Origin of the sequence: Arthrobacter sp. UYCo732, assembly GCF_040547265.1 — a bacterium.
Lineage (GTDB): Bacteria > Actinomycetota > Actinomycetes > Actinomycetales > Micrococcaceae > Arthrobacter.
The window spans coordinates 1-21,541 of record NZ_JBEPPJ010000007.1 but is presented as its reverse complement, the minus strand read 5'-3'; the positions used below and the strand labels follow the sequence as shown (position 1 = coordinate 21,541).

At 64.9% G+C, this 21,541-nt stretch carries 30 protein-coding genes and 5 pseudogenes; 16 read left to right on the top strand and 19 right to left on the bottom strand.

What is annotated here, in order from left to right:
* Window positions 1-44: 44 nt before the first annotated feature.
* Complete coding sequence (locus tag ABIB45_RS11505) at window positions 45-1,301, bottom strand: GmrSD restriction endonuclease domain-containing protein (RefSeq protein WP_354215986.1); 1,257 nt, start codon at window positions 1,299-1,301, stop codon at window positions 45-47.
* A gap of 270 nt (window positions 1,302-1,571) precedes the next feature.
* Between ABIB45_RS11505 and ABIB45_RS22615 the strand changes: the two genes are divergently transcribed.
* Window positions 1,572-1,805 (top strand): hypothetical protein, encoded by a 234-nt coding sequence (locus ABIB45_RS22615; RefSeq protein ID WP_502909117.1) that lies wholly within the window; start codon window positions 1,572-1,574, stop codon window positions 1,803-1,805.
* Here the strand turns inward: ABIB45_RS22615 and ABIB45_RS11495 are convergent.
* From ABIB45_RS11495 to ABIB45_RS11485, 3 genes and pseudogenes are all read right to left on the bottom strand, one after another.
* Window positions 1,779-1,976, bottom strand: a pseudogene (locus tag ABIB45_RS11495) (hypothetical protein); the annotation flags it as partial. The gene ABIB45_RS22615 and the pseudogene ABIB45_RS11495 sit on opposite strands and share 27 nt — an antisense overlap.
* Before the next feature lie 28 nt (window positions 1,977-2,004).
* Window positions 2,005-2,785 (bottom strand): annotated as a pseudogene (locus ABIB45_RS11490) (rhodanese-like domain-containing protein); the annotation flags it as partial.
* A 25-nt stretch (window positions 2,786-2,810) separates the two neighbouring features.
* On the bottom strand, window positions 2,811-3,038 hold the full coding sequence (locus tag ABIB45_RS11485) for a hypothetical protein (RefSeq protein ID WP_354215985.1): 228 nt from the start codon (window positions 3,036-3,038) through the stop codon (window positions 2,811-2,813).
* Between ABIB45_RS11485 and ABIB45_RS11480 the strand changes: the two genes are divergently transcribed.
* Both ABIB45_RS11480 and ABIB45_RS11475 read left to right on the top strand, forming a co-directional pair.
* Entirely contained in the window at window positions 3,037-3,555 is a 519-nt protein-coding gene (locus tag ABIB45_RS11480; RefSeq protein WP_354216105.1) for a DUF4386 domain-containing protein, read from the top strand. The two genes, ABIB45_RS11485 and ABIB45_RS11480, sit on opposite strands and share 2 nt — an antisense overlap.
* Before the next feature lie 95 nt (window positions 3,556-3,650).
* On the top strand, window positions 3,651-3,857 hold the full coding sequence (locus ABIB45_RS11475; protein WP_354215984.1) for a hypothetical protein: 207 nt from the start codon (window positions 3,651-3,653) through the stop codon (window positions 3,855-3,857).
* On the opposite strand, the gene ABIB45_RS11470 is transcribed toward ABIB45_RS11475, so the two are convergent.
* Together ABIB45_RS11470 and ABIB45_RS11465 are read right to left on the bottom strand one after the other, a co-directional pair.
* Window positions 3,818-4,210 carry a hypothetical protein gene (locus ABIB45_RS11470; protein WP_354215983.1) on the bottom strand — a complete coding sequence of 131 codons (393 nt, stop codon included), beginning with the start codon at window positions 4,208-4,210 and terminating at the stop codon, window positions 3,818-3,820. The two genes, ABIB45_RS11475 and ABIB45_RS11470, sit on opposite strands and share 40 nt — an antisense overlap.
* Window positions 4,207-4,443: a PadR family transcriptional regulator gene (locus ABIB45_RS11465; RefSeq protein WP_354216104.1), complete on the bottom strand. Its 237-nt coding sequence runs from the start codon at window positions 4,441-4,443 to the stop codon at window positions 4,207-4,209. The genes ABIB45_RS11470 and ABIB45_RS11465 overlap by 4 nt, the downstream gene beginning before the upstream one ends.
* Between ABIB45_RS11465 and ABIB45_RS11460 the strand changes: the two genes are divergently transcribed.
* Window positions 4,357-4,557 carry a hypothetical protein gene (locus tag ABIB45_RS11460; RefSeq protein WP_354216108.1) on the top strand — a complete coding sequence of 67 codons (201 nt, stop codon included), beginning with the start codon at window positions 4,357-4,359 and terminating at the stop codon, window positions 4,555-4,557. The genes ABIB45_RS11465 and ABIB45_RS11460 overlap by 87 nt on opposite strands.
* 40 nt (window positions 4,558-4,597) lie before the next feature.
* On the opposite strand, the gene ABIB45_RS11455 is transcribed toward ABIB45_RS11460, so the two are convergent.
* Window positions 4,598-4,786 (bottom strand): hypothetical protein, encoded by a 189-nt coding sequence (locus ABIB45_RS11455; protein ID WP_354215982.1) that lies wholly within the window; start codon window positions 4,784-4,786, stop codon window positions 4,598-4,600.
* 48 nt (window positions 4,787-4,834) lie between these two features.
* The gene (locus tag ABIB45_RS11450) at window positions 4,835-5,161 is read right to left on the bottom strand and encodes a hypothetical protein (RefSeq protein ID WP_354215981.1); all 327 of its coding nucleotides are present in this window, start codon (window positions 5,159-5,161) and stop codon (window positions 4,835-4,837) included.
* A 110-nt stretch (window positions 5,162-5,271) separates the two neighbouring features.
* Between ABIB45_RS11450 and ABIB45_RS11445 the strand changes: the two genes are divergently transcribed.
* The gene (locus ABIB45_RS11445; protein ID WP_354215980.1) at window positions 5,272-5,646 is read left to right on the top strand and encodes a hypothetical protein; all 375 of its coding nucleotides are present in this window, start codon (window positions 5,272-5,274) and stop codon (window positions 5,644-5,646) included.
* A 12-nt stretch (window positions 5,647-5,658) separates the two neighbouring features.
* Entirely contained in the window at window positions 5,659-6,249 is a 591-nt protein-coding gene (locus ABIB45_RS11440; RefSeq protein WP_354215979.1) for a dihydrofolate reductase family protein, read from the top strand.
* A gap of 217 nt (window positions 6,250-6,466) precedes the next feature.
* Here ABIB45_RS11440 and ABIB45_RS11435 read toward each other — a convergent pair whose 3' ends face one another.
* Window positions 6,467-6,772, bottom strand: coding sequence for a transposase (locus ABIB45_RS11435; RefSeq protein ID WP_502909116.1), 306 nt, complete (start codon window positions 6,770-6,772; stop codon window positions 6,467-6,469).
* Between the two features lie 333 nt (window positions 6,773-7,105).
* Window positions 7,106-7,267 (bottom strand): hypothetical protein, encoded by a 162-nt coding sequence (locus tag ABIB45_RS11430; protein ID WP_354216103.1) that lies wholly within the window; start codon window positions 7,265-7,267, stop codon window positions 7,106-7,108.
* On the opposite strand from ABIB45_RS11430, the gene ABIB45_RS11425 reads away from it, so the two are divergent.
* Window positions 7,202-7,339, top strand: a complete 138-nt coding sequence (locus tag ABIB45_RS11425) for a hypothetical protein (protein WP_354215977.1) — start codon at window positions 7,202-7,204, stop codon at window positions 7,337-7,339. The two genes, ABIB45_RS11430 and ABIB45_RS11425, sit on opposite strands and share 66 nt — an antisense overlap.
* Window positions 7,340-7,638: 299 nt before the next feature.
* Here ABIB45_RS11425 and ABIB45_RS11420 read toward each other — a convergent pair whose 3' ends face one another.
* Entirely contained in the window at window positions 7,639-9,231 is a 1,593-nt protein-coding gene (locus ABIB45_RS11420) for a S53 family peptidase (RefSeq protein WP_354215976.1), read from the bottom strand.
* A 31-nt stretch (window positions 9,232-9,262) separates the two neighbouring features.
* Window positions 9,263-10,396 carry an alkaline phosphatase family protein gene (locus ABIB45_RS11415; RefSeq protein WP_354215975.1) on the bottom strand — a complete coding sequence of 378 codons (1,134 nt, stop codon included), beginning with the start codon at window positions 10,394-10,396 and terminating at the stop codon, window positions 9,263-9,265.
* A 357-nt stretch (window positions 10,397-10,753) separates the two neighbouring features.
* Between ABIB45_RS11415 and ABIB45_RS11410 the strand changes: the two genes are divergently transcribed.
* The 3 genes from ABIB45_RS11410 (at window position 10,754) to ABIB45_RS11400 (ending at window position 13,720) form a co-directional block, all read left to right on the top strand.
* Complete coding sequence (locus ABIB45_RS11410) at window positions 10,754-12,256, top strand: esterase/lipase family protein (protein ID WP_354215974.1); 1,503 nt, start codon at window positions 10,754-10,756, stop codon at window positions 12,254-12,256.
* A 508-nt stretch (window positions 12,257-12,764) separates the two neighbouring features.
* Entirely contained in the window at window positions 12,765-12,896 is a 132-nt protein-coding gene (locus ABIB45_RS11405; protein WP_354215973.1) for a hypothetical protein, read from the top strand.
* A 71-nt stretch (window positions 12,897-12,967) separates the two neighbouring features.
* Window positions 12,968-13,720 (top strand): YkvA family protein, encoded by a 753-nt coding sequence (locus ABIB45_RS11400; protein WP_354215972.1) that lies wholly within the window; start codon window positions 12,968-12,970, stop codon window positions 13,718-13,720.
* Here ABIB45_RS11400 and ABIB45_RS11395 read toward each other — a convergent pair.
* A pseudogene (locus ABIB45_RS11395) lies at window positions 13,689-13,793 on the bottom strand (YnfA family protein); the annotation flags it as partial. The gene ABIB45_RS11400 and the pseudogene ABIB45_RS11395 overlap by 32 nt on opposite strands.
* A 240-nt stretch (window positions 13,794-14,033) precedes the next feature.
* Between ABIB45_RS11395 and ABIB45_RS11390 the strand changes: the two are divergent.
* The 3 genes and pseudogenes from ABIB45_RS11390 (at window position 14,034) to ABIB45_RS11380 (ending at window position 15,015) form a co-directional block, all read left to right on the top strand.
* A pseudogene (locus tag ABIB45_RS11390) lies at window positions 14,034-14,368 on the top strand (alcohol dehydrogenase catalytic domain-containing protein).
* Window positions 14,365-14,607: an MDR/zinc-dependent alcohol dehydrogenase-like family protein gene (locus ABIB45_RS11385; protein ID WP_354215971.1), complete on the top strand. Its 243-nt coding sequence runs from the start codon at window positions 14,365-14,367 to the stop codon at window positions 14,605-14,607. Before ABIB45_RS11390 ends, ABIB45_RS11385 begins: the two are co-directional and overlap by 4 nt.
* Window positions 14,608-14,763: 156 nt before the next feature.
* Window positions 14,764-15,015 carry an MDR/zinc-dependent alcohol dehydrogenase-like family protein gene (locus ABIB45_RS11380; protein WP_354215970.1) on the top strand — a complete coding sequence of 84 codons (252 nt, stop codon included), beginning with the start codon at window positions 14,764-14,766 and terminating at the stop codon, window positions 15,013-15,015.
* A gap of 289 nt (window positions 15,016-15,304) precedes the next feature.
* Here ABIB45_RS11380 and ABIB45_RS11375 read toward each other — a convergent pair whose 3' ends face one another.
* The 5 genes from ABIB45_RS11375 to ABIB45_RS11355 form a co-directional block, all read right to left on the bottom strand.
* Window positions 15,305-15,784 (bottom strand): hypothetical protein, encoded by a 480-nt coding sequence (locus ABIB45_RS11375; protein ID WP_354215969.1) that lies wholly within the window; start codon window positions 15,782-15,784, stop codon window positions 15,305-15,307.
* A gap of 29 nt (window positions 15,785-15,813) precedes the next feature.
* Entirely contained in the window at window positions 15,814-16,278 is a 465-nt protein-coding gene (locus ABIB45_RS11370) for a cupredoxin domain-containing protein (protein ID WP_354215968.1), read from the bottom strand.
* A 109-nt stretch (window positions 16,279-16,387) separates the two neighbouring features.
* Entirely contained in the window at window positions 16,388-17,110 is a 723-nt protein-coding gene (locus ABIB45_RS11365) for a class F sortase (protein ID WP_354215967.1), read from the bottom strand.
* A gap of 24 nt (window positions 17,111-17,134) precedes the next feature.
* Window positions 17,135-17,890, bottom strand: a complete 756-nt coding sequence (locus ABIB45_RS11360; RefSeq protein ID WP_354215966.1) for a hypothetical protein — start codon at window positions 17,888-17,890, stop codon at window positions 17,135-17,137.
* A 219-nt stretch (window positions 17,891-18,109) separates the two neighbouring features.
* Window positions 18,110-18,517 carry a hypothetical protein gene (locus ABIB45_RS11355; RefSeq protein WP_354215965.1) on the bottom strand — a complete coding sequence of 136 codons (408 nt, stop codon included), beginning with the start codon at window positions 18,515-18,517 and terminating at the stop codon, window positions 18,110-18,112.
* A 513-nt stretch (window positions 18,518-19,030) separates the two neighbouring features.
* Here ABIB45_RS11355 and ABIB45_RS11350 point away from each other — a divergent pair.
* The 3 genes and pseudogenes from ABIB45_RS11350 (at window position 19,031) to ABIB45_RS11340 (ending at window position 20,999) form a co-directional block, all read left to right on the top strand.
* Window positions 19,031-20,098 (top strand): annotated as a pseudogene (locus ABIB45_RS11350) (IS110 family transposase).
* 383 nt (window positions 20,099-20,481) lie between these two features.
* Window positions 20,482-20,736, top strand: coding sequence for a hypothetical protein (locus ABIB45_RS11345; RefSeq protein WP_354215964.1), 255 nt, complete (start codon window positions 20,482-20,484; stop codon window positions 20,734-20,736).
* Window positions 20,737-20,780: 44 nt separating this feature from the next.
* Window positions 20,781-20,999, top strand: a complete 219-nt coding sequence (locus ABIB45_RS11340; RefSeq protein ID WP_354215963.1) for a helix-turn-helix domain-containing protein — start codon at window positions 20,781-20,783, stop codon at window positions 20,997-20,999.
* Between the two features lie 179 nt (window positions 21,000-21,178).
* On the opposite strand, the gene ABIB45_RS11335 is transcribed toward ABIB45_RS11340, so the two are convergent.
* A partial coding sequence (locus ABIB45_RS11335) for a transposase (protein WP_354215962.1) occupies window positions 21,179-21,541 on the bottom strand: 363 nt, incomplete at its 5' end.

Below are 21,541 nucleotides of genomic sequence, written 5' to 3'. Positions count from 1 at the left end.
TTCCCCCTTGGAAAGTTTTGAACAGTGGAGTGATGGGACGTCGCCTAGCTTTCGCAGGCAACGCCATCGGAATCGCGGTCCAGACCAGCACGGTAGCCGGCCTGTCCTGCGAAGATTGGTGCGGCACCGGCGGCCTTCGCCGCGGCGCAGTTGGCGTAGTAAGCGGCCACAGGAGCCGCGGGAACGGGAGCAGGTGCCACCGCTGCCGGAGCCACAGGTGCTGCCGGAGCAGGGGCCGGAGCCACCGGCGCGGGAGCCTGGGCGGCAGGTGCCGGGACAACGGGAGCGGGCACTGGCTCAGCCGCAACAGGAGCAGGAGCCGGCCGGTCCGTCGGCGCGAGCTGCCCGGTACAGTCGGCCAGGATCCTGGCCATCGCGTCGTGCTCCGCCTGGGTGACCCAGAGACTGTACGTTGCCTTCACGGAGATCTGCCGGGCCACATACTCGCACCGGAAGCCCTTGTTCGGCGGCAGCCAGGTGGCTGCGTCGCCGTCGCCCTTTTTCATGTTCGTGGGACCGTCCGTCGCCTGCAGGTTCAGCGGATCGTTGGCGAACGCCGTCCGCTGTTCCGCGGTCAGCTGCTGCGCACCTTTCTGCCAGGCATCGCTGAGGGCAACCACATGGTCGATCTGGACAGCGCTACTCGTTGCACTCCCCCGTAGGAAACTGATGGTTGTGCCGGTGTACGGGTCCGCCAGGGTTCCGGACTGCACCTTGCAGGGGACACTGTTCGCGTAGATGGTGCCCGTCAGGTCGCGCTTGAGAATGTCATTCCGGGTGTCGCAGCCGTTACGGTCGACGTCTGCCCAGGCCTGTCCGAAAAGCGCGCGGTCATATCCCGTCTTGGGCGCCCTGCCCTTGATGGGGAGGGTAGCCAGCAGATCGATTGCCTTGGTAGCAAAGGCAGGCTGCGTCTTCGGAGCCGTTGCGCTGAGGCCGTTCGCCAGGACGTAAGTGGTCTCCGGATCGAGCGGCGCGCCCGTCACCTGGGCGGGTTCAGCGGACGACGGCGTCGGCTGGACCTTGGAGGAGGCGCTCGCTGTGGCGGTTGCTGGCGAGGCATTCCAGTCCGAGGAGGCTGCCTGAAGGTCCTCCGCGCTGGTCCGCGGCAACGCGGCGGCACCGGCGGTGAAGAGACCAAAAGCGACGGCGAGGGCGATGGCCCCTGCTTTCCGCTTCGCCGGGAGCCACGCCCAGGATCGGCGTCCGGTCGCCAGAACGTACAGGCCGGTGATGGCTGCCGAGATGGCCAGGAAAACGAGCGCGCCCCCGAACCCAACATTGAAGGCGCCAATAATCATGAAGAGTGTTGTAAGGCCTCCGACGACGAATGTGGAAGCGCGTGGCCTGCGGGGCAGTTTTGGCCCGGGCGCAGGGGCAGATGGTGCTGACCCGAAAAGGGTCTGATAGTTCGACATTCTTCCCCAATACAAGGGCCCGGCGTTTAGCCCAACCCTTTCCTTGAAACTTCACGTAAATGCCGAGCCTATTACCCGCAGAGCCGGGAAATCCGAAACCGCGACGAACCTCGGACAACCTTGATTGAGTCTTGAGCCGATCTTGATCTGTGAATGTTGGCGGTACTCCTTCCGCCCGCCGAGGTGCGGATTCCGCTCACTTTCGTGGCCGTGGTGATCGCCCTGTCGATCATCGGCTCGGTCAGTGCGAACCTCGGCGGTAGCTTGGGCGGCCGGTGGCTTGTACCAATCACGTTGTTCATGGGTATGCTCGCAGGAATTTTCCTGCTCTACGAATCAGTGGTGACCGGCCATTCCGGCTCAGCTTCCGTATGGAGCGGAGTCTGAGGCACCATCCCTTTGGAGATCGTCGCCGCCCCTCATCCGCACCGCAACGACTGCTCCGGAAACGGCGGTGAGGACGGCGACGGCGGTGATGGCCGCCGGGATCCCGTACAGGCCGGCGAGAAGCCTCGAGAGCAAGGCGCCGACGGCGAACCCGCCGTCGCGCCAGAGCCGGTTAGCCCGTGGTGGGGACATGAAGGTGCCCGGGCAGGAGGAGGTCCTGCCCGGCGCCGTGCTCGGTCCTGTTGCGGACATCCAGGACCATGGCGGCGTCGAAACCGTCGAGTTCCTCGGGCTGGATCAGCTTGGGGGTGAAGGTGGCAGACCGTCGATGCCGGTGACGTAGCCTGCGACGTTGTCGATGCCCACACGGACCAGGTGGTCCCACGTGTCCTGCGCAGCTTCCTGGTCCGGGGCCAGGAGCACCAGCGGGTTCTTGTCCGTCTCCGGGTTGACCACCCAAGCGCAGTAACTGGCGACGGACCTGCCGGCCGGGAGGTTCAGTGACCGGACCACCGTGCCCTGGTGGACTTCGCTGTTGGAACGCGTGTCGATGAAGGTGACGGCGTCCTGGGCCAGGTCCCGGCGACGTCCGCGGTGTCCAACTCCGGCAGCGGGGCACGTTCGCCCATCACGGCCGGACCTTTGCGATTTTCGCGCTTCATGCGGCCGAAGTACGCGTGCGCATCCGGCTGGCCGTCGAGGAGTTCATCAATGAATCCCTGCTCGTCGTTCGTGGCAAGGTACGGGCCCCACCAGGCGTAGAGGCGTTCGTAGCCCACGGTGGAGGAAGGGATCGCGCCCAGTGCCTTGCCGCAGGCACTGCCGGCGCCGTGGGCGGGGTGGACCTGGACGTAGTCCGGCAGGGTAAGAAACTTGTCCCGCAAGCTGGCGAAGAGCTGCTTTGCGCCCCCGAACCGCGTGTCCACTCCGCCGGCTGCCTCATCCAGCAGGTCCGGGCGGCCGAGGTCGCCGGAGAAAGCTTTTCCTCTCCCTAGCTCGAACCGCCTATCCTCGAACAACCCCCTGGACGGTCCCCTGCTTCTGGTACTTCCCCTGGTCTTCGGGTCCGCCATGGTGGCCTGCCTGGTCCTGGACTTCATCCAGGTGCGGCGGCGCAACTACGTGTCCGGGCTGGGCCTGCTGGTCATGGTGGTCCTGATGACAGCCGGCTACTTCGGCGGCGTCGTGCCACTCATCACCCCCGGAGAGGCCGCCAAGGACAGCCCAGGACATCTCGCAGTCGGGGGCGGTCTATCTCGCCGGCGTCGCCTGCATCTTCCTGGTCATTCTGCTCGACGTGGTGGTTGCAGGCGCCTGGTACGCCCTCTTCAAGAACGTCAACCGGCGGATCTCGGCGGCCGCGGCCTGGCCGCGAATCACCTTCGCCGGGCTCTTCGCAGTAGCCACCGGCCATCTGGTGTACGCCTACACCCTGCTGGACGATCCGGACCAGGCCCTGCACGCCATCGAATCGTTCCGCACCCTCTGGCTGATCAGCCTTGGACTGTTCGGCCTCTGCCTCATCCTGATCGGGTACCTGGAGCTCCGCTCCACCTTCGTCCCCACGGTCTTCGGAGTCCTCCTGGCCACCTCCGGCGCCGGGTACATCATCGACGCTTTCGGTGTCGCCTTCGTGGATGCATTCACCCCGATGTACGGCCTGTTCGCCATCGTCGGCGAAACCAGCTGCAACTTCTGGCTGCTGATCAAAGGCCGCAGGCTCGCCACCCCCGAAGCACGCCACGCCTGAGGCGACCCGCGACGGGAAGCCGTGCGCCGCCGTCGTAATTTACGACGGCGGCCGCTGGCTTGCGTGCGCACCGGGGAAGCCGCGGGCTGGGGCCGGTGTATCTGGTTTCTTTCGCGGTGATCACCATCGCTGAGTTCGGCGTGCTTCGCGACGCTTTCAAGGCCCACGATCAGGAACTACGGAAACTCGCCGCCACCGCAAACGATCTCACCCGGACCAACCACCACCGCCTCTCCGTCCAGCAGGTCAGCAGCAGTTCAAGCTATTGGGCGGCGCGGGAGCGCTTTGCGGGCTGGAAGTAGTCGGTCAGAAACCCGGCCAGAACACCGGCCAGGATCACGGCCACCGCCGGCAGGAGCGTCAGCGGGCCCACCACTTCGCGGAGGTCGATCCTGAAGAACAGCATCAGCACCACTACAAGGAGGACATAGGCGATCGCCAACACCAGTCCCACCATGGTGATGGTCCTGCCCCGCGTCCGCCTCTTCGTCCTGGGAAACTGCTTCGCGTACTCCTCGGCGGCGCCAAATTCAGTTTCGACATTAGTCCCGGCGGTGGCCTCGTGCGCCCGCACCTCGTTCAGGACTTCGGCGATCTCAGCTTCGGACAACCCACGCACCCTGAGCTTGAAGGTCAGGTTTCGCTCGTAGCTCATGGTTGTTCCTGTCGGTTCGTTCGGATGTCGGTGAGTGCCTGGCTCATCCGGTGCCAGGCCGCTGCCGAACGCTCCAGTTCGTCGCGCCCCTGCCCGGTGAGTGTGAACAGTTTCCGGCCCGGACCTGCCTGGTCATGCTGCCACGCGTGCTGAAGGAAGCCCTGGTCTTCCAGCCGCTTGAGGAGGGGATACAGCGTTCCGCCCTTAATGCGGACGAAACCGTGATGCCGCAGGACCTCGGCGATGGCGTAGCCATGGTTTTCGCCTTGGCTGAGCACCCCGAGCACTGCCTGCTGAAGCGCAGCCCGGGTCAGCTCCTGGTCAAGCTCGACATCATCCACAACTAGATAGTGTCACTAACTAGGTAGGTGCACAAGCGGCTCAGCGTCAGGACACGCGGCGGAATTCTCCGGGCCGCAGCTGGACATGGAACGGCAGAGCCAGTTGGATGTGGGAGTCGCCGATGGGCTCGTCGAGCAGCTCGTTGATGGAGGTCTGCCCCTCCAGTTCGCTGCTCTGTTCCCTGCCCACCACACGACAATATGTGAGGCGCGGGTGCCGCGAATCGTATGACACGGCCAGAGCCGCCGCTGGCGCTGCTGATTCTTGGGGACTGATTCGTTCTCAGGGACTCGTCGCAGTGGTGACAAGCCGGTAGACGAAGCGGCCGTTCAGGCCGCCGCCCGGGCTCATCGGCCGGTCCGCTCCCTCGGTGGGCTCTGCTTCAGACGGCATGCCGGGATCCGACGGCGGTGCCCGGAGCAGGCGCGCCACTTCGGCGGCATTTTCCTCAACAACAGCGAGACCAAAAACGTGACCTGGTCCGGGACCGTCAGGCCCGCACTCCACGATCCCGCCGTCGTGCTCCGGCCGGTCAACGGCTGCCCCTCTGGATGGCAACCGGCGGGAGCGCAGCGTCCTCGGTTCGCGCCCGGAGCTCGGCCTGCCCATTTCCTACGGCATCATCGGCGGGGCACCCGCCAGGTTCGCACCGCTGGCAGAGCTCTACCGGGCCTCCGCCGCGAAAGCCGGACACACCGTCGAGGACAATCAAGGTCTCCGTGGCGGCCCTCGGCCTGGTCCCCCCTCCAAAAAGGAAGCGGTGGAGCGGTTCTACCCCTGCTGGGACAACCTCAACATCGAAATGGGGCGAGCTCCGCGGCTGGCGCGCACCCGATAAGCGCCAGTTCCTGGCACAGACCGAGTTCCCCGGCGCCTACTACGTCGGTGACCCCGAGGAAATCGCCGGACGCATCGCGGACCTGCACGGCCACATGGGACACATGCGCCACTTCCTCCAGATGGACAGCGGCGGCCTGCCCCAGGAACACTTCCTGGAATCCCTGACCCTGCTCGCCACCGAGGTCAAACCCCGCGTCGAACGCCTACTCGCCGGCAAGTACGGCCAGCCAATCCCGAAACCGTACGAGGCGTGACAGGATGGGCGCATGAGCAGAGTCACCTGTGATCTCACCATCTCCCTCGACGGATTCGTCGCCGGTCCGAACCAAACCATGACGGACCCCTTGGGCGAGAACGGCGGGCGCCTGCACCGGTGGATGTTCGAAGACGCCGAAAACAACGCAGCCGAGCTGGAAGGCATCCTGACGTCCGGCGCCTACATCATGGGGCGGAACATGTTCGCCGGTCCCGGGGCGTGGGCCGAGGACTGGCGGGGATGGTGGGGTGGGGAGCCGCCCTATCACGCACCCGTCTTCGTGCTCACCCATCAGGCACGCAGGCCGCTGGAGATGCAGGGCGGCACCACGTTCAACTTCGTGACCGATGGCATCGAATCCGCGCTGGCCCAGGCCCGGGAGGCCGCCGGCGGCAAGGACGTGGCCATCGCCGGCGGAGCGCAGACGGTCCAGCAGTACCTTTCGGCGGGGCTGATCGACGAGCTGCGGCTCCACACCGCGCCCGTCCTGCTGGGAGCGGGCGAAAGGCCGCTCGACGGCGTCGCCAACCTCGCGCTGGAGCCGACCGAAGTGCGTGGCACCCGCTACGTCACGCACGTGAGCTACCGGGTCATCCGCTGAAATACTGAAGCTCGGCTACGTGGCCTGAGGGCCTGCCTCAGTCACTGCAAGGTGGTCTAATTGTCCGCTGCAGGCATTCGTGCGCGCCAGCGCCGGCGGGAAGTCACCAGTCCTTCGCATAAGATTTTGTGGTGGCCACCTCATCGGTCCTGACGTGCGATTCCATTCCTCCTGGCTGGAAGGATCCGCAGAATCAGTGGTGCCGGCCGTGGGTTGCTCATGACCCAATAGATTTCCCGGGAGACGTAGCGTTTACGGCAGAGGATGATTTCCTTTTTGTTTTGCCTTCTTCGGTGCGTTCGGCCACGTAATCGCGGGATCGTTTGTCCTTGGACATGCGCACCAAAACGACGCGGTAGAGCGAGGAGTTAGCTTCCCTGTCCCCGCCGCGGGAGAGTCGGTGGCGGCTGGTTCTGCCGGAGGACGCGGGAATGGGGGCGACCCCGGCCAAGGCAGCAAAGGAGGCCTCGCTGGCCATCCGTTCGGGGTTGTCCCCGAACGTCACCAGCAGCTGGGATGCCACGACGGCGCCGACCCCGTTGACATCCAAGAGCTCTGGGGCGTGGGTGGAAACGATGACTGACAGCTCGGCATCAATCTCGGCGATCTCCTCACTCAGGAACCGGTGCCGGGCGCCCGGCCGCTTTCACCTTAAAAGGGTCGCCACCGCCGGATCCGCAGGGTCCCCGGCGGGCCGGCTGATGGCCACGGCCTTCACCCGTGCTTCACTGGCCATGCCGCGCTACTTGGCTCTGAGCTGCTCCGGGGCTGAGGTCAGGGCCCCGCTTTATCTGGTCAGCAAGGCGGTGCGGGCCTTGACAGCGCTGGTGCGGGCGGTGCGGATGACGCGCAGAGCCTAAACCAACCCGTCACGGCTGTTGGGCGTGGAGGTGCCCCGGTCGGCCAGCACGGATTCGGCAGCCTGGTACGCATCCAACGGATCTGATTTGCCATGCAATTGGCGCTCGGCCCGGTTGGCCCGGTTCACTTCCCGGACGGTGAAACCGTGGCCGGCCAGAACCCGAGTCAGCTCGGCACCGTAGGATCCGGTGCCCTCGACGCCAACGGCGGTGACGGGGCCCGAAGCTAGTCAGGTAGGCTGCGATTTCGTGGTACCCGGATCCGACAGCCAGGAACTACCTCCCCCGCTTTCCTGCCGCGCCGCGTGTCCAGGGATCCCGCCGCCGCTCGGTCGTGTCCAGGGTTCGTTCAAGCATGGAAAGGGACGCGTCCGGGAACTGGAAGGGCAGACGTCGATCAACGAGCTGCTCGAGGAACCAGTCTGCGCCGCCCCCGTCCAGCTGGCGTTGCCCATTCTGGTCCAGGTGAAGCCGGGTCATTTCCGGCGCGTCCTGACCCGGACTGCCTGCTTGCTGCCGCCGGCCGCGACTATAGGCCCGATTTGATCGCCGCGAGCAGTGCCGTCCCGTCGGGGCTGCCGAGCCCGGTGCAGGGATCCCAACCGGCCGAGGCCTGGTAGGTGCCGTTGTTTCCGGTGGTGACGTCGCGGAACCCGGCGCTCCGGGTGTATAGCAGGGGCTGGATTTGGCCGAAGCGCCGCCCGGTCGTCTGGGCGAACAGGGCGATCAGTGCTGCCCAGAGGGGTGCGACGGCGCTCGTGCCGCCGATGACCATGTCCTTGCCGTCAACTCTGACTTTGTAACCGGTCTGGGGGTCGGCGACGGCGCTGACGTCCGGAACGCCGCGGCCATGACCCCCTGGTGTGGGCTTCGGAGCAGGTTTGTGGTGTCTGGCGTGGGCGGGCAGGCCGCTCTGCCAGGCCGGGGCGGGGAACGTGTCGCTGTAGCCGCCACCTGTGGCTGAGTGCGGTCCATCGTTCCAGACGGTTTCGGACCTGATTATTCCGGTGGCCGGGTCGGCATCGAGACGGGTGCCGCCGCACGCCAGTACGTGCGGGCTGGAGGCCGGAAAATCCGCGTGGTCTTTGCCGTCCGTGGCCCCGTCAGCGCTGCCGTTGTCGCCGGCCGCTGCCGTGACGGTCACGCCCAGTGCCGTGGCGTCGGCCAGGGCCTGGTCGAACGCAGTCCGTGCCTGAGCGGTCCAGGCGTCCTCGTTCTGGCCCCAGCTGATGCTGATGGAGGCAGGTGCCGGGGTCGCGTGGGAGGCGTTGATAATCGCGTCGAGGAAGCCTGCGTCGGTGTTCGGGGCGAAGTAGACCAGGATGTCCGCCTTCGGTGCCAGGGCGCCGACCACTTCGACGTCGAGCAGCACTTCCCCATCCGCCCCGGTCGGGTCCTGTCCGGGCTGGTTGACGGCGCCGTCCACGCTTACCGCCGTCACCTTCGGTCCGGGGATCCCCAGACCTCCGAAGTACGCGTCCAGGTCTGCCTGGCCGAAGCCGCCACCCAGCTCGATGATGGCAACGACCTGGCCGCTGCCGTCTGCGCCGGCCGGGAAGTTGTAGATCCTGGCCAGTTCCGGCGGGGTGTAGCTGGTACCCGTTGCGGCGAGCGGGATCGCCTGGAATTGCGCGCGGGCCTGGGGGCGGTCATCCAGCCCCAGGACGGCCGTGACGATTCCTTCCAGCTCTGCCGGGATCTGCAGGCCTCCGGTCCGGTGCCGGTGGGTGATGTCGTGGCCGTGGGGACCGCTGCTGGTCACTTCTTCCAGGCTGGTGCCGAAGATCCGGCTCAGCTCTTCGACGGTTCCGGCCAGCCGCAACCGGCGGGAGGCCGGGTCCGCTTCGAGGATTTCCGCTCCGAGCCGGGTAAACGTCTCGGTGGCAAGATGCACGTCCCCGTTGGAGGCTCCGTGCCGTGCTCCGAGCTCGTCGCTGGACATCGGTCCGGCGGGCATCTCCGTCAGCGGTTCCTGCCGGCGCAGGATCACGGTCACCTCAATCCTGCGGGAAGGATTGACGGGCCCGTGCGTGGCCTGGATTCTCGCCGCCGCAGGGCGTTCCGAGCCCGCGAGCGGGACACTCCGCTCGGCGGAGTTCGGGGTGGTGTTCTGGTCAGACATGACAGTGCTCCATTCGTAGGACGGTCATCGTTCAGGGCTTCTTTGTTGCCAGGGGAACGTCGTTCGGCGGCGGAAGCGTGCCCCCGCCGCGCATCACCACCGGTGCCACCGGAGTTGATGCCGGTGCGGGAGGTGCCGGCAACGGCTTAGGTTTGGGAGCCTGCTGCGGCTGAGCAGGGAGGGTGACTTTCGACCCGTAGGCAGGCGGTGCAGGGTTGTGCAGGGCCGGATCAATCAGGTCGGCCAACCCGGGGTCGTTGTCGACGCGATCCACACCCAGCCTGGGCAGCCCGAGCAGCTGCATCACGGTCTTCGGGATGCCGGCGTGGTTGGACCAGCGGCTGTCGATGCCCCGCTTGACCGGGCCGCCGAACATGATCAGCGGGACCCGCGGACCGTAGGCGAGTTGCACCCCGTCCGGGGTGTGTTCGACATTAGGAGTGGCCACGTGGTCGTCCCACCCGCCCCAGTCGTCCCAGGTGAGCAGGAACACCGTCTCGTCCCAGCCGCCGGACCTGACGACAGCGTCCACGGATTCCCAGATCTTGTTCATCCCGATCGTAACGTCGGCGGTTGGGTGTTCGTCTTCGGGCGAGTTGTGCCACAGGTAGGTCAGCGGCGGCAGTTTCCCGGCGGCGGCATCCGCGACGAAGTGCGAATTGGGAATCAAATTCTTGGTGCCGTTGAGCTGCTGGTAGAACCCGACTGGGTAGTTGCTGTTGCCGGTGTAGCAGGCCCAGCCGATTCCCGCGTCGGCTGCCAGGCCCGGGACCGAGGGCATGTCCCACAACGGCGGCGGCAGGGTTCGGGACGGGTTGCGCAGCGTCGGTGACTGGCCGCCGACGATCAGCAGATGGTTCGGGGTAGAGTTGGTGCCGAAGCCACTGCAATGGTTCTCCAGGAACGCCCCGGTCAAGGCCAGGTAGGCGTAGAACGGCAGTATGTTCATGGTGTCGAACTGGGTGCCGGTGGCCTTGTGCAGCCCGGTGAGCCAGCGGTAGTAGGCGTGCCGGTCGTGGGGCTGATCCGACGCTGGCGGGTTGACCTGAATAGGCCAGTCCGGCGCGACGTTGGCACCGTACGGCGCCAGACCCCGGAAGTAATTGTCGGTGGTGTGGTTTTCCTGGACCATCACCACAACGCGGCTGACCCTGCTGTTCGCCATGACATCCCCGTTTCCTCGTCCGGGTCACCCGGGCGCTTGATCGGTCACAAACGACACTATGCCGAAAGCTGCCCCTTGCGCCCTGACGGTGGCCGCCTTTTTAGAAAGTGTTCACGTCCGAGTGGTCCCGAGCAGCAGAACCTTACCCGGCACCCAACTCTCACGCCCCGGACGCAAAGAAAAAATTAAGGGCCTCCAGTTCCGGCCGCTGCAGAATGCCCCGCCAGTGGCCTACGCGACGAAACTCCTCTGATGGTTCTTCAATACCTACGCGCATCTTCTCTGAGTCAACGCGGTCCCTTGTGCGGGTCAGTCGGCAATGCCAAAATGAGCGATGATGCGGGACGGGAGCTACTAATGAGTGAGCGACTTCCAATTGTCTATGTCCGGGGGTTCGCCGGTGGTCAGAATGCTATCAATGACGCCGTCGACGATCCGTTTTACGGCTTCAATGAAGGATCGACCCACATCCGGGTCGGCGCCGCAGGCCAGCCCCGGTTCTATCAGTTTGAGGGACCGCTCCTGCGGCTAATGAAGGAACACAACTACAATCTGGCCACGGCCGGCAGCCAGCAGCAAGTCCTGCTCGACGCCGCTCCGGGTGAACTCGCCCCGGATTCAATCTGGATATACAGGTTCTATGATGCCGATTCCGGGACCTTCTGCGCCGACCCACAACCGTACGATATCGGGCAGGCCGCGACAGGCTTGGCAGATTTCATTGCCTTGGTGCGCTCGAAAACACAGGGCGAGCCCCTGGTCTACCTGGTTGCGCATTCGATGGGTGGCCTGATCTGCAGAACTGCCTTGCAGCGCGAACTGGAAGATCCCGTCGGAACCGTATCGAAGTTGTGCACCATCGGCACTCCTCATGGGGGTATCGATCCGCAGCTGGGAGGTCCGGTCGGCGGCTGGATCATGAACACGTTCGGGCCCATGGGTTCTGCTGTCTTCACCCCCGATCACATGCAGGAATACATGCTGCCGCCCGGTCATGACCCTGCCGGTGAGACTGATCCCCGGACGGGTCGATGGGACCCGCGGCGCATGACCGGTCCGTTCAAGCCCGCCCGTGTGCTGAGCATTGTGGGCACCAACGCAGGAGATTACGCCGTGGCGCGGGGATTGTCCTCAGCGCTGATGGGCGTCCAAAGCGATGGTCTTGTCGCCATCCGCAACGCTTACGTCTACGGGTCCGCGCGCGCCTACGTTCACCGCTCCCATTCCGGCCGTTACGGGCTGGTCAACTCCGAAGAGGCTTACCAGAACCTCAGCCGGTTTCTTCTCGGCGCCCTACGTGTGGACATCGGTCTGCACGGGCTGGACTTCGGAAACCAGGCAGACCGCATCTGGCAGGCGGAAGTCCGTCTGGCCTTGCGCGGGGTCCCGGTGTTAATCCATGAACAGACAGCAGATCACTACTGTCCCGTAGATCTCAACGCCGAAGCGAAAGAACTCGCCACACCGTTGTCTCCGGTGCCGCTGGTAACGATCTTCCTGCAACCCCGGGAACAGCCCGTCTGCCGGTACGCACTGGACCTGAAGGTCCTCTCCCTCAAAGAATCCGGCGGCATCCTGGGTTTCGACGACCACCTCGAGCAGATCGGCGACTGGGAAGACACCCTGGTCGTGGATGTCGTGCTCGACGCTGAGGGTGCCGGGGGAACCGTTACCTGGCAATGGAACAGCACCCTATCCGGACGGATCGCCGATCAGGCAGAACTGACAAACCGGCTCGACTGGGGACCCGAAAACACCAGCGACAGCCACTGGCATGTCAGCATCCCGGTCACCGACGTAGGCCGGACCCTGCTCGGCACCGACACCCGACTGGAACTCGACGTCAGCCAATGGGACTAGAACCGCCGACGGCGTTCGGCGGGTCGGTGAAGACCCGGTGGCAGCCCGCGGCATTCAACGCCGCATGATTCAGATCCACGTTCTGCTCCGAGGTGCTGCCCCTGGCATATCCGACACTCCCATGCCCACAGACATAGGACCATTCCTGGGTCCTAGGCTGGGTGCCGCCCGTTAGGGTCCCGCACCGACCTGACGTCCGTCCGGGATTACAACCTGGCTCTGCCGCACATGATTGATTTCCATGACCTTCATGTCAGCCTCATCGGCTCCGGCACTCCCATGATCACCGGGCACGTTACCCTCGAAGACGTGCCTCACGGACGGGCACGCGGCCCCGATCCTCGCGGACGTGCAAAAATGCGTGGCGGAGCACTGACGTTTCCGTCGAACACTCCACCTTCCAGCTCGAACCGGCCACTCACCGCGACCAGGAACAGTTCCCCCCACTGACGAAACGGATACCCGCCATGACCAGCACCGACCCACGGCCACCAACACCGGCACCGGCATGCTGCAGCGCCGCGTGCTGCGCCTCGAATACGCGACCCTCGGCTGGAACGTCATCGGCCTCGCGGTCCTGGCCGCCGCTGCGGTCCAGGCGGGCTCCCTGCCCTGGCCGGCTTCGGCCTGGACTCACTGATTGAGATCTTCGCCTCCCGTGTTCTGGTGTGGCAGCTCAAGGTAGTCCATGCGGGCCAGGAGGCCCGGGCGATGCGTCTGATCGGGGCCGGCTTCGCCGTCCTGGTCGCGTACCTGATCATCCAGCTCATCCTCATTTCTGCCACCGGCGGGCAGCCCGCAGTATCACTGTTGGGGATCATCTGGACGGCCCTGACGTTCCTTGTCATGCTGGCCCTGGCTGGCCGGCGTGGCCCTAAATGCCCTATTCGGGTGGTGGTGGGCCGACACGCCCGCCGGGGCCGTGATCATCTACTACTCCGCACGGGAAGCACACCACCACCTCACCCACACCAGCGAAGCGGCCGCGGCGTGAACTGGTGGGACGCACTGATCGCCGTCGCCGGCGGTATCGTGTTGATCGACGCCGTGCTGCTGGTCCTTCTGGCCCTCTACGCCCGCAGAAACCCGGAGACCGTGGGCATGAAAGAGGCCCTGCGGCTGCTGCCTGACCTACTCACCCTGCTGCGCCGGCTCACCGCCGACCGGACGCTGCCGCGCGGGATCCGCGTCCGGCTCGTGCTGCTGCTGATCTACCTCGCCTCGCCCATCGACCTGGTGCCGGATTTCCTGCCCGTCATCGGGTACGCCGATGACGCCATCATCACCGCCCTCGTCCTGCGCTCCGTCATCCGGAAAACCGGCAACGGACCATTGGAACAACACTGGCCCGGCAGACCCGCCGGCCTCACCCTGATCCAACGACTGGCCGACACACTGTGCCCGCCGATGCAGTCGGCCCCCAGGCGGAATCCTAGGAAACGGGCCCACGGGGAGCGAACATGATCACCGCCACCCCCGCAACACAAATCAGGGAGCCGATAACGTCCCAGCGATCAGGGCGGAACCCATCGAGCACTCGGCGTGCCGCAGGTCACCAACGGCTAGGGCAGGGGCACTTCCTTCCACAACCCGGCGGGGGTGCCCTTTCTGCCCGTGGCACCGCCAACACATCGCAAGGGGCGGGGGCGGAAGGAACCATTGCCCGCATCGGTCCTTAAATGGGCCGCGCCAGCATGGCGGGAATCGATTCAGGAGTTGCCGATGAAGGCCCTCCAATACAATGTTATCGGCGCACCTCTAGGAGTCGTCGAAGTCGATACCTGAGCCCGGGCCAGGACAAATTCGGCTTAGGGTCACGGCGGCCGGTGTCTGCCATTCGGACGAATTCATCATGGGTTTGCCGGACGCTGCCTACCGGGCCAGTTACCCCCTGCCAATGACGTTGGGTCACGAAGGTGCGGGGTTGTTGACAACCTTGGCGAAGGTGCGCTCGGTTTTCAAGTCGGTGACTCCGTCGTCGTCTACGGCCCTTGGGGCTGCGGGCAGTGCTACCCCTGCTCCCAAGGGCACGAGAACTACTGCGAAAACGCTGCAAGCTCGGCATCACTCCTCCGGGGCTGGGCTTCCCCGGGTCCATGGCCGAGTACATGATCATTGACAACCCTCGACACCTAGTTTCCCTGAACGGCCTCGACCCGGTGCAAATCGTCTCCTCAACCGACGCCGGTCGTACGCCCTACCACGCAATCAAGGCGTCCATCGATAAGCTCGTGCCGGGCTCCCTCGCCGTCGTCATCGGAGCTGGCGGCCTGGGCCACGTGGCCATCCAAATACTGCGCGCCGTAACCCCATCCCTCGTCGTGGCGTTGGACATCTCCAGGAAAAATTGACCTTGGCAAAAGACGTGGGCGCTCACCACGCGTTCATCTCTGACGCCAGCGCGCGGTGGACAAGGTCCAGGAACTAACCAAGGGTCTCGGCGTACACGCTGTGTTCGACTTCGTGGGAGTACAACCGACCCTGGAGCTGGGAAATGCATGATCCGAGTGGGCGGAGACCAAGTGCTCGTCGGTGTTGGCTCGGGCAGCCTCCTGGTGGGCATGCTTGACAAACCTTGGGAGTCCTCCATTCGCGCGCCCTACTGGGGCTACCGTTCGGAGCTGTTCGAGGTCCTGGAGCTCGCTCGCTCTGGCCCTGTCCGAGTGGAAACCGAAGTCTTCTCCCTCGACGAGGCCCCGAAACCGTACCTAAAACTGCACACCGGACAACTCCGTTGCCGGGCAGTGATTTTTCCCTGACACGCATGGGAATTCAGCGCATCAATCTTCCGGTGGCGCCCGGTGCCCTCGGTAACTGGTGCCTGCAGCGTTCTCGGGCGTGTCCGTCAGACACCGATGGTTGGCTTCCTAGGCTGATTCGTCCACGTTTGCCGAACCGTCTTCACTAGACGGGGAGAATACGAGGTGTATTCTCCCCGTTTTTCATGACTGACAGCGGTCCGTAGGGGCCAGCTTCAGCCGGATCAAACGCTGGGGACCACGACGCTGGGCCCGGGGCCAGCGGCCGTAAGCCGGTGGGCTTCCGGCGTCACGGGTCGTCCCGGGCGGTGCGGGCAGATGTGGTGTGAATTGGAGCGATCCGCGTTCGCCGGTGGATTGTCAGGGCGGCGGCGGCGAGGAGGACCGCGGCGGCTTGGGCTAGGGCGGTGAGGGTTTTGTCGTAGAACCAGACGGGTTCGTACATGGCGGGGAAGGGCCCGATGGCGGGGATGTCGATGTAGCGGTAGAGGAGCAGGACGGCCAGGCCGCCTCCGCCGGTGAGCAGGGCCAGGACCCAGGCGGGGCGGCTGCCGCGGATCAGGACGTAGAGCCCCACCAGTGCGGCGGCCGCGGCTTCGGCGAGGAAGAGGTTGCCTTCTCCGAGACCGTCGGGGGCTGCGGACTGGTAGCCCGGGGCGAGCCGGGCGTGGACGACGGCGTCCACGGCCAGGGCGGCTGCTGCCAGGACCCGTAGCACCACGGCCGCGGCTGAGTGGCCATGGTGCCTGGTCGGCTCTGATGGTTCCATGGGGTCCTGACTGGAGCTTTCGGCCGTGGTCATTTGACGTTCAGGGTCCCGTGCATGTTGGAGTGGTAGGTGCAGTGGTATGTGTAGGTGCCTGGTTTGGCCGGGGCGGTGAATGTGGCGCTGGTGCCGGGTTTGACGACGGCGTCAAAGGAGCCGTCGTCGGCGGTGAGGGTGTGTGCCACGGTGTCCATGTTCATCACGGTCACCGTCGCGCCGCCCGGGACGCTGTCGGGGCCGGTGTAGGCGAAGGATTTGATGTGGATGGTCGTTTCGGCTGCGGTGCCCGTGGATCCCATTGAGGACCCAGTCGGGGAGGCTCCCGTGCTGGGGTCCATGGTTGTGGTGGGGCTGGCCGTTGTGGCGGCCGGCTGTGTTGCTGTGGCTGATGGTGTGGCTGTCCCGGTACCGGTGGTCCCGCAGGCGCTGGCACCCAGAAGGGTCGCTGCACAGATCAGGGCAAGAACGAGGGGTTGCGGGGTGCGGGTCGTCTTCATGGTGTTCCCTTTTCACAGAGCTGACGGGTTATGGGAGCTGGCGGGGGAGTGCTGGAGATCCCGGCTGCCCGTCCTGCCTTGGCGTTTTGGGGGCCAGCTCTGGGGTTTGTTAGGCGGGGTGGCTGGAGGTCATGTGGGCGTAGACGACGGTGTTGTCCAGGTATTCCCTGGTGGCCGGGTCGTAGCCGCCGCAGGTGATCAGGCGGACCTCGGGCCGGTCCGCGTTCTGGTATACCTCCACGGTCGGGAAGGTCGCTTTGTGGTAGACATCGACTTTATCGACGGTGAAGACCGCGGCGGTGTGGTCGGCGCGGGTGACGGTGATGCTCTGGCCCGGGGTGAGTTCGTGGAGACGGTAGAAGAGCCCTACAGGGGTGTTGATGGCGTTGACGTGGCCGAGGATGATGGCGGAGCCGCTCTGGCCCGGGGTGGGCGAGTCTTTATACCAGCCCGCTGGGGAGCCGGGTTCACCGGGCGGGATCTCGACTTCGCCGTTGGCCTGCTTGCCCAGTTGCAGCAGGGTTGAGCTGACGCCGATGGAGGGCACCTCAACGCTGACCGGTAGGGAGGCGGTCAGCGCCGCGCCCGGTGCGGGAAGAAGAACCTGGGACGGCGGTGTGGAATTGACAGGTGCCGGGGCCGGGGCCCGAACCTTTGCCGGGTCAGCCGCGGGGGTGGCCGGGGCGGCGGCGGACGTTGTGTCGTTTGTCCCTGGTGTGGGGGGTTCGGCGTGGAGTCCGAGGCCGATGGTGGTGATCCCGCCGGCGAGGAGCAGGGCGGCCGCCGCGGACGCGATGAGGCGTCCGCGGCGGCTGCTGTTCTCAGATTCCACCAGGTTCCCGCGTCTTCTCAGACCCTATGCGGCCATCTTGCGGCGGGCCGCGTAGGCTCCGCCGGCTGCCAGGAGGAGGCCGCCGCCGGCGGCCAGGAGACCCAGGTCAGGTCCGGCAGGAGCCGGGGTGGTGATGCCGGTGCCCGGCGCTCCGGCAGGCATGGCCTTTACCGGGCCACAGAGAGCAGGCGAGGTAGCGGCCAGCGGCAGCGAGGGAACCAAATCGCTCGGAGCCTTCTGCGCTGCCTCTGACAAGGTTGCCGGGTCCAGACCGTGCACCACGACAACGGCGGTACCGGCCTTGAGCGAGTCAGCGGTTTTCGCGTCCAGCGTGAAAGTCCGGTTGTACGTGTAGGAGGCACCCATCCCGGCGACCTTCAGGTCGGTGCCGGCAGCAGGGCTGGTGTCGCCGCTCGTGGACAGCGTGGTGCCGATCCCGCCGTAGGACGGGGCACCTTCGGTGGTGCTGATCACGCCGTCATTGTTGGTGTCCGCGGACATGTCCGGGCAGGTGCCTTTCGCGCCGATGTGGATGTGCTGGACGTGCGGGTAGGGATTGCCGCTGAAAGTGGCAGCAAGCCCGGAGACTTTTTCGGTGACAGTGGCCTGATCACCGTGGAGGGCAATCATGAACGTACCCGAGGCGTTGCTGCCGTTGATCGCGGCAAGGTTCGCCTGGTACGTGGTGGTGTCCGCGTCGTGCGCCGAAGCGGCCCCAGCGGCAAGTGTAAGGGCGCCTAGGGCCAGGGCCGGGGCGATCAGGAAAGCGGATTTCTTCATGACGGGTTTCCTCCGATGACAATGAACGTTCCCCTGATGGGCACATCCATAGGGCTGACACTAACGGTTCGTTGTGGTCTACGTCACGGATGGGGAGGTTTCGGAAACACCTTTCACGAAACGCCGACGCCCGGGAAGGCGGAGGATAGACGCCGGATGAGTTGTCAGGTTATTCATATCGGCGGCCAACAGGGCCGGTTCCTTCACGGTATGGAGCGGCTATTCGGACCAGCAGGCCAGGATGGTGGTGGCCACCTCATAGGCGAAAGCGCTGGGGGTAACGCCATGCGGGCCAAGGCTCGCCGGCAGGGCCGTCGCGTCGACGGTGAGGACGAAGTTGTCCTTGACGAAAACCACGGCCCCGGCCGGTGTCTGGAAAGCGGGGAAACCCAGATTCGCCATGCCCTCGATCGGCTGGGCTGAGGCGGTTCTGCGCTGCAGTGCGTCACAGTGGTCGCGTGCGCCGGCAGGGTCCGGTGTCTCCTTCACCGAGAGCACGAGCGACCCGGCCGGGAGCGCATACGTGCAGGTGTAGAGGCTGTCCACCCAGGCGTCGGTGGTCCGGGGCGGATGAGGCAGGGACAGGATCCGGACGATGTTGGACCGAGTTTCCTCCCCGCAGACCATCCGCGCCGACGCCGAGGGCGAACCATCTGCCGGCAGGCCCGAAACATCAGAAGCTGGCGGCGTTGCCAGGGAACCACCGCCAGCCGCGGCGGGAGCGCCATAGGCCCGGGCGGGTCAGAGCGGGAATCCCAGCGCCAGAGAGCCCCTCGTCGGGGACGAAGAGCAATTTTGGTCGCGGCCATCATTTCTGGGCTCATTCCGGGTTAGTTTCTGAGGGGCGCTTCGCTCCGCCCTGAGGACGGAAAATTTGTCCGCGTCACGTCTGTTCCCGGGATCTCTGGTGCGGACAGTCGGTCTGGGGACACACTTGATGTGTGTGTTTCGGTCGACCCCGATTCGTCTATGGTGCCGGTGAGCCTGTGGGTTAGTTTGGTGGTGGAGGGCACAGCTTTGTTGTCCGCGGGACCGTGGATTGTTGCCTTGAGCACGAATGTCAGATTTGTTGTTTTATCCGCCTTCCCCGGAACGCATGCACCTTGATTCCTGCAGGACGACTGGGAAGTGTGATCCGAGATGGAAGTGATCCACCCGCGGTGCGCGGGTATTGATATTGCGAAGAAGGACGCGAAGGTCTGTATCCGTGTGCAGGGGCGGGGGCCAGGGCAACCGCGTCGACGGTCACCACGTGGGGTGCGATGACCGGACAGACCTTGGACCTGAAGGAACACCCGCTGACGGAGCGGGTGAGTCTGGTGGTGATGGAAGCGACCAGTGATTACTGGCGTCCCTTCTACTGCCTGCTCGAGGGCGAGGGATTGAACGTCATCCTGGTCAACGCCCGTGATGCCAGAAACGTCCCGGGCCGTAAAACCGATGTCTCCGACGCTGCCTGGCTCGCGGATCTGGGCGCCCACGGGCTGGTCCGAGCCTCGTTCGTGCCCCCGCCCCCGATCCGTGAACTGCGGGACCTGACCCGGGCCAGGATGCGGTCAAAGATCCCTGAGCTCACCGAGGCGCTCACTGGCCGGTTCAGCAGCCATCACCGCTACATGGCGGAACTCTACCTGCACCGGGTCGACGCCCACACCGCCGATATCAAGGACCTGAGCGCCAGGATCGAGGCGGCGATGGAGCCCTTTCGTCTCGCCCCGGAACTCCTGATCAGCATCCCGGGATTCAGCACCACCATCGCGGAGATCTTCATCGCCGAAACCGGCGCCGACATGACCGTGTTCCCCACCGCCGGACACCTGGCGTCCTGGGCCGGCACGTCCCCGGGATCCGGGATCCAACGAATCCGCCGCACGGGTTAAATCCACCAAAAAACGCCCCGGCAACCGCTACCTCAAAGGAGCGCTCGATATCGCCGCGCTCTCGGCAGCACGGTCGAAAAACACCTACTTCACCGCGAAATACTCCCGCCTCACCGCCCGGCGCGGGCCGTCCAAAGCACTCGTCGCGATCGAACCCGCCATGCTCACGGCCGCCTGGCACATGCTCACTACCGGCGAACTCTACAAAGACCCTGGAGCCGACTACTTCACCCGGCAGGCACCAGCCAAAACCAAGACCCGCGCCATCAGACAGCTCGAATCCCTGGGCTACCAAGTCACCTTCGAGCCCCTGGAACAGACCGGATAACCCAGCCTCACGATGTTGACCCCTCAGATCATCCAGTCAGAGGGACAACGTCACCGCAATTTTCATGTCAGAAGGACAAAAGAGGAGGAACAAACGCACCACACCTCGGGCAGAACCTTCCAAGGGGCGTGAACGGGAGGCGCAGTAGCTCATTCACGACCTCGCCGTCCTTGCCGCCACACACCGGTCGCCATACTCGTAACAAGCTGCCCAGAAGCCAAGCAACCGCTCTAGCCTTTACCGAATAGTGACCCATGAGGCGCGTGTTACCTATTGTTACGCCTGTGACTTGCAATTACTCTAGCTTATATGGTGTTAGCATGCGCAGGGATCCCACCTCCCCCTGCCACCGGGCCGGCACCCATATCAGAAGGAGAATTCCAATGGGGGAAATTCAGGCCAGCGCACCGGCATCCAGCGGGCGAGTCCGGCGGTTGTCCACGTTCGTCCACCAAACCCTGGCCCGCGCATGCACGGCGCCTGTCCCCTACAAAATCGGCGACGTAGTCATCGGCGACGATCCCTTCAACGGCCGCAATGAAGGAGTCGTGGCCTCCAAAAACCGCACATTCGTAGGGCTGCAGACCGCAGACCACATCGTCTTCTACGACTATCGGCAACTAAGGCGCCCAGACTAGCAACGAGCCCAAACCAGATCCGAACCCGCGAGAGTCAGAATGACATGTCCACTGCAAACGTCCCAACCCAGTATCTGACCATCGCCGAGGTGGCCTCGATTCTGCGTGTGTCCAAGATGACCGTATATCGACTGGCCCAGGCCCGCACCCTGACCTCTATGCGCTTCGGCAACTCCTACCGCATTCCTGAAAAAGCCGTCGAAGAGTACATCAAGAAGGCCGGCACCTCCCGTACCCCAGGAACTACACCTCCGAAAACATAGACCTCTAGGTGCGTGGGTCGGTAATTGTTTGAGGGTTCCTCAGGTTTGAGCCGTAACGGCCCGAGGCCGGTTTCCTTGTCTTGGAAAGGGGCCGGCCTTTTGGCATTCTCGCGGAAGGAATGGGCTGGAAGGCTCATGCGGGGCGCGGTTCGATCCCGGGGCGCCGTCCCCGGTCGGGTTCAGGCGGTGGCGGCGCGGTAACTGAAGAGTTTGAGCAGGTTGTGGCAGCCGGCTATCAGCTTCCATTCCCCGGCTGCCTTCTCGAGCCCGCGAAGCAGGACATGTTTGCCTTGCCGGGTGTTGATCTGTCCGAAGACCGGTTCCACGATGGCTTTGCGCCGGGCGTAGACCGTCCGGCCTTTCTTCGTTTTCAGTTTCCGGGCCATCCGCTCGGCCGGTGTCGCGTTCGCCGGGATCCTGCCCCTGGGTGATTCGGGGACCGGGCGTCCGTGTTTCATCCGCCGGGTGGAGATGAAGAACTCCGTGGCGCCATCGGCTTCAAGGTCTTTGACGTGTTCGAGGTTCGCCGCCGAGCAGTACCC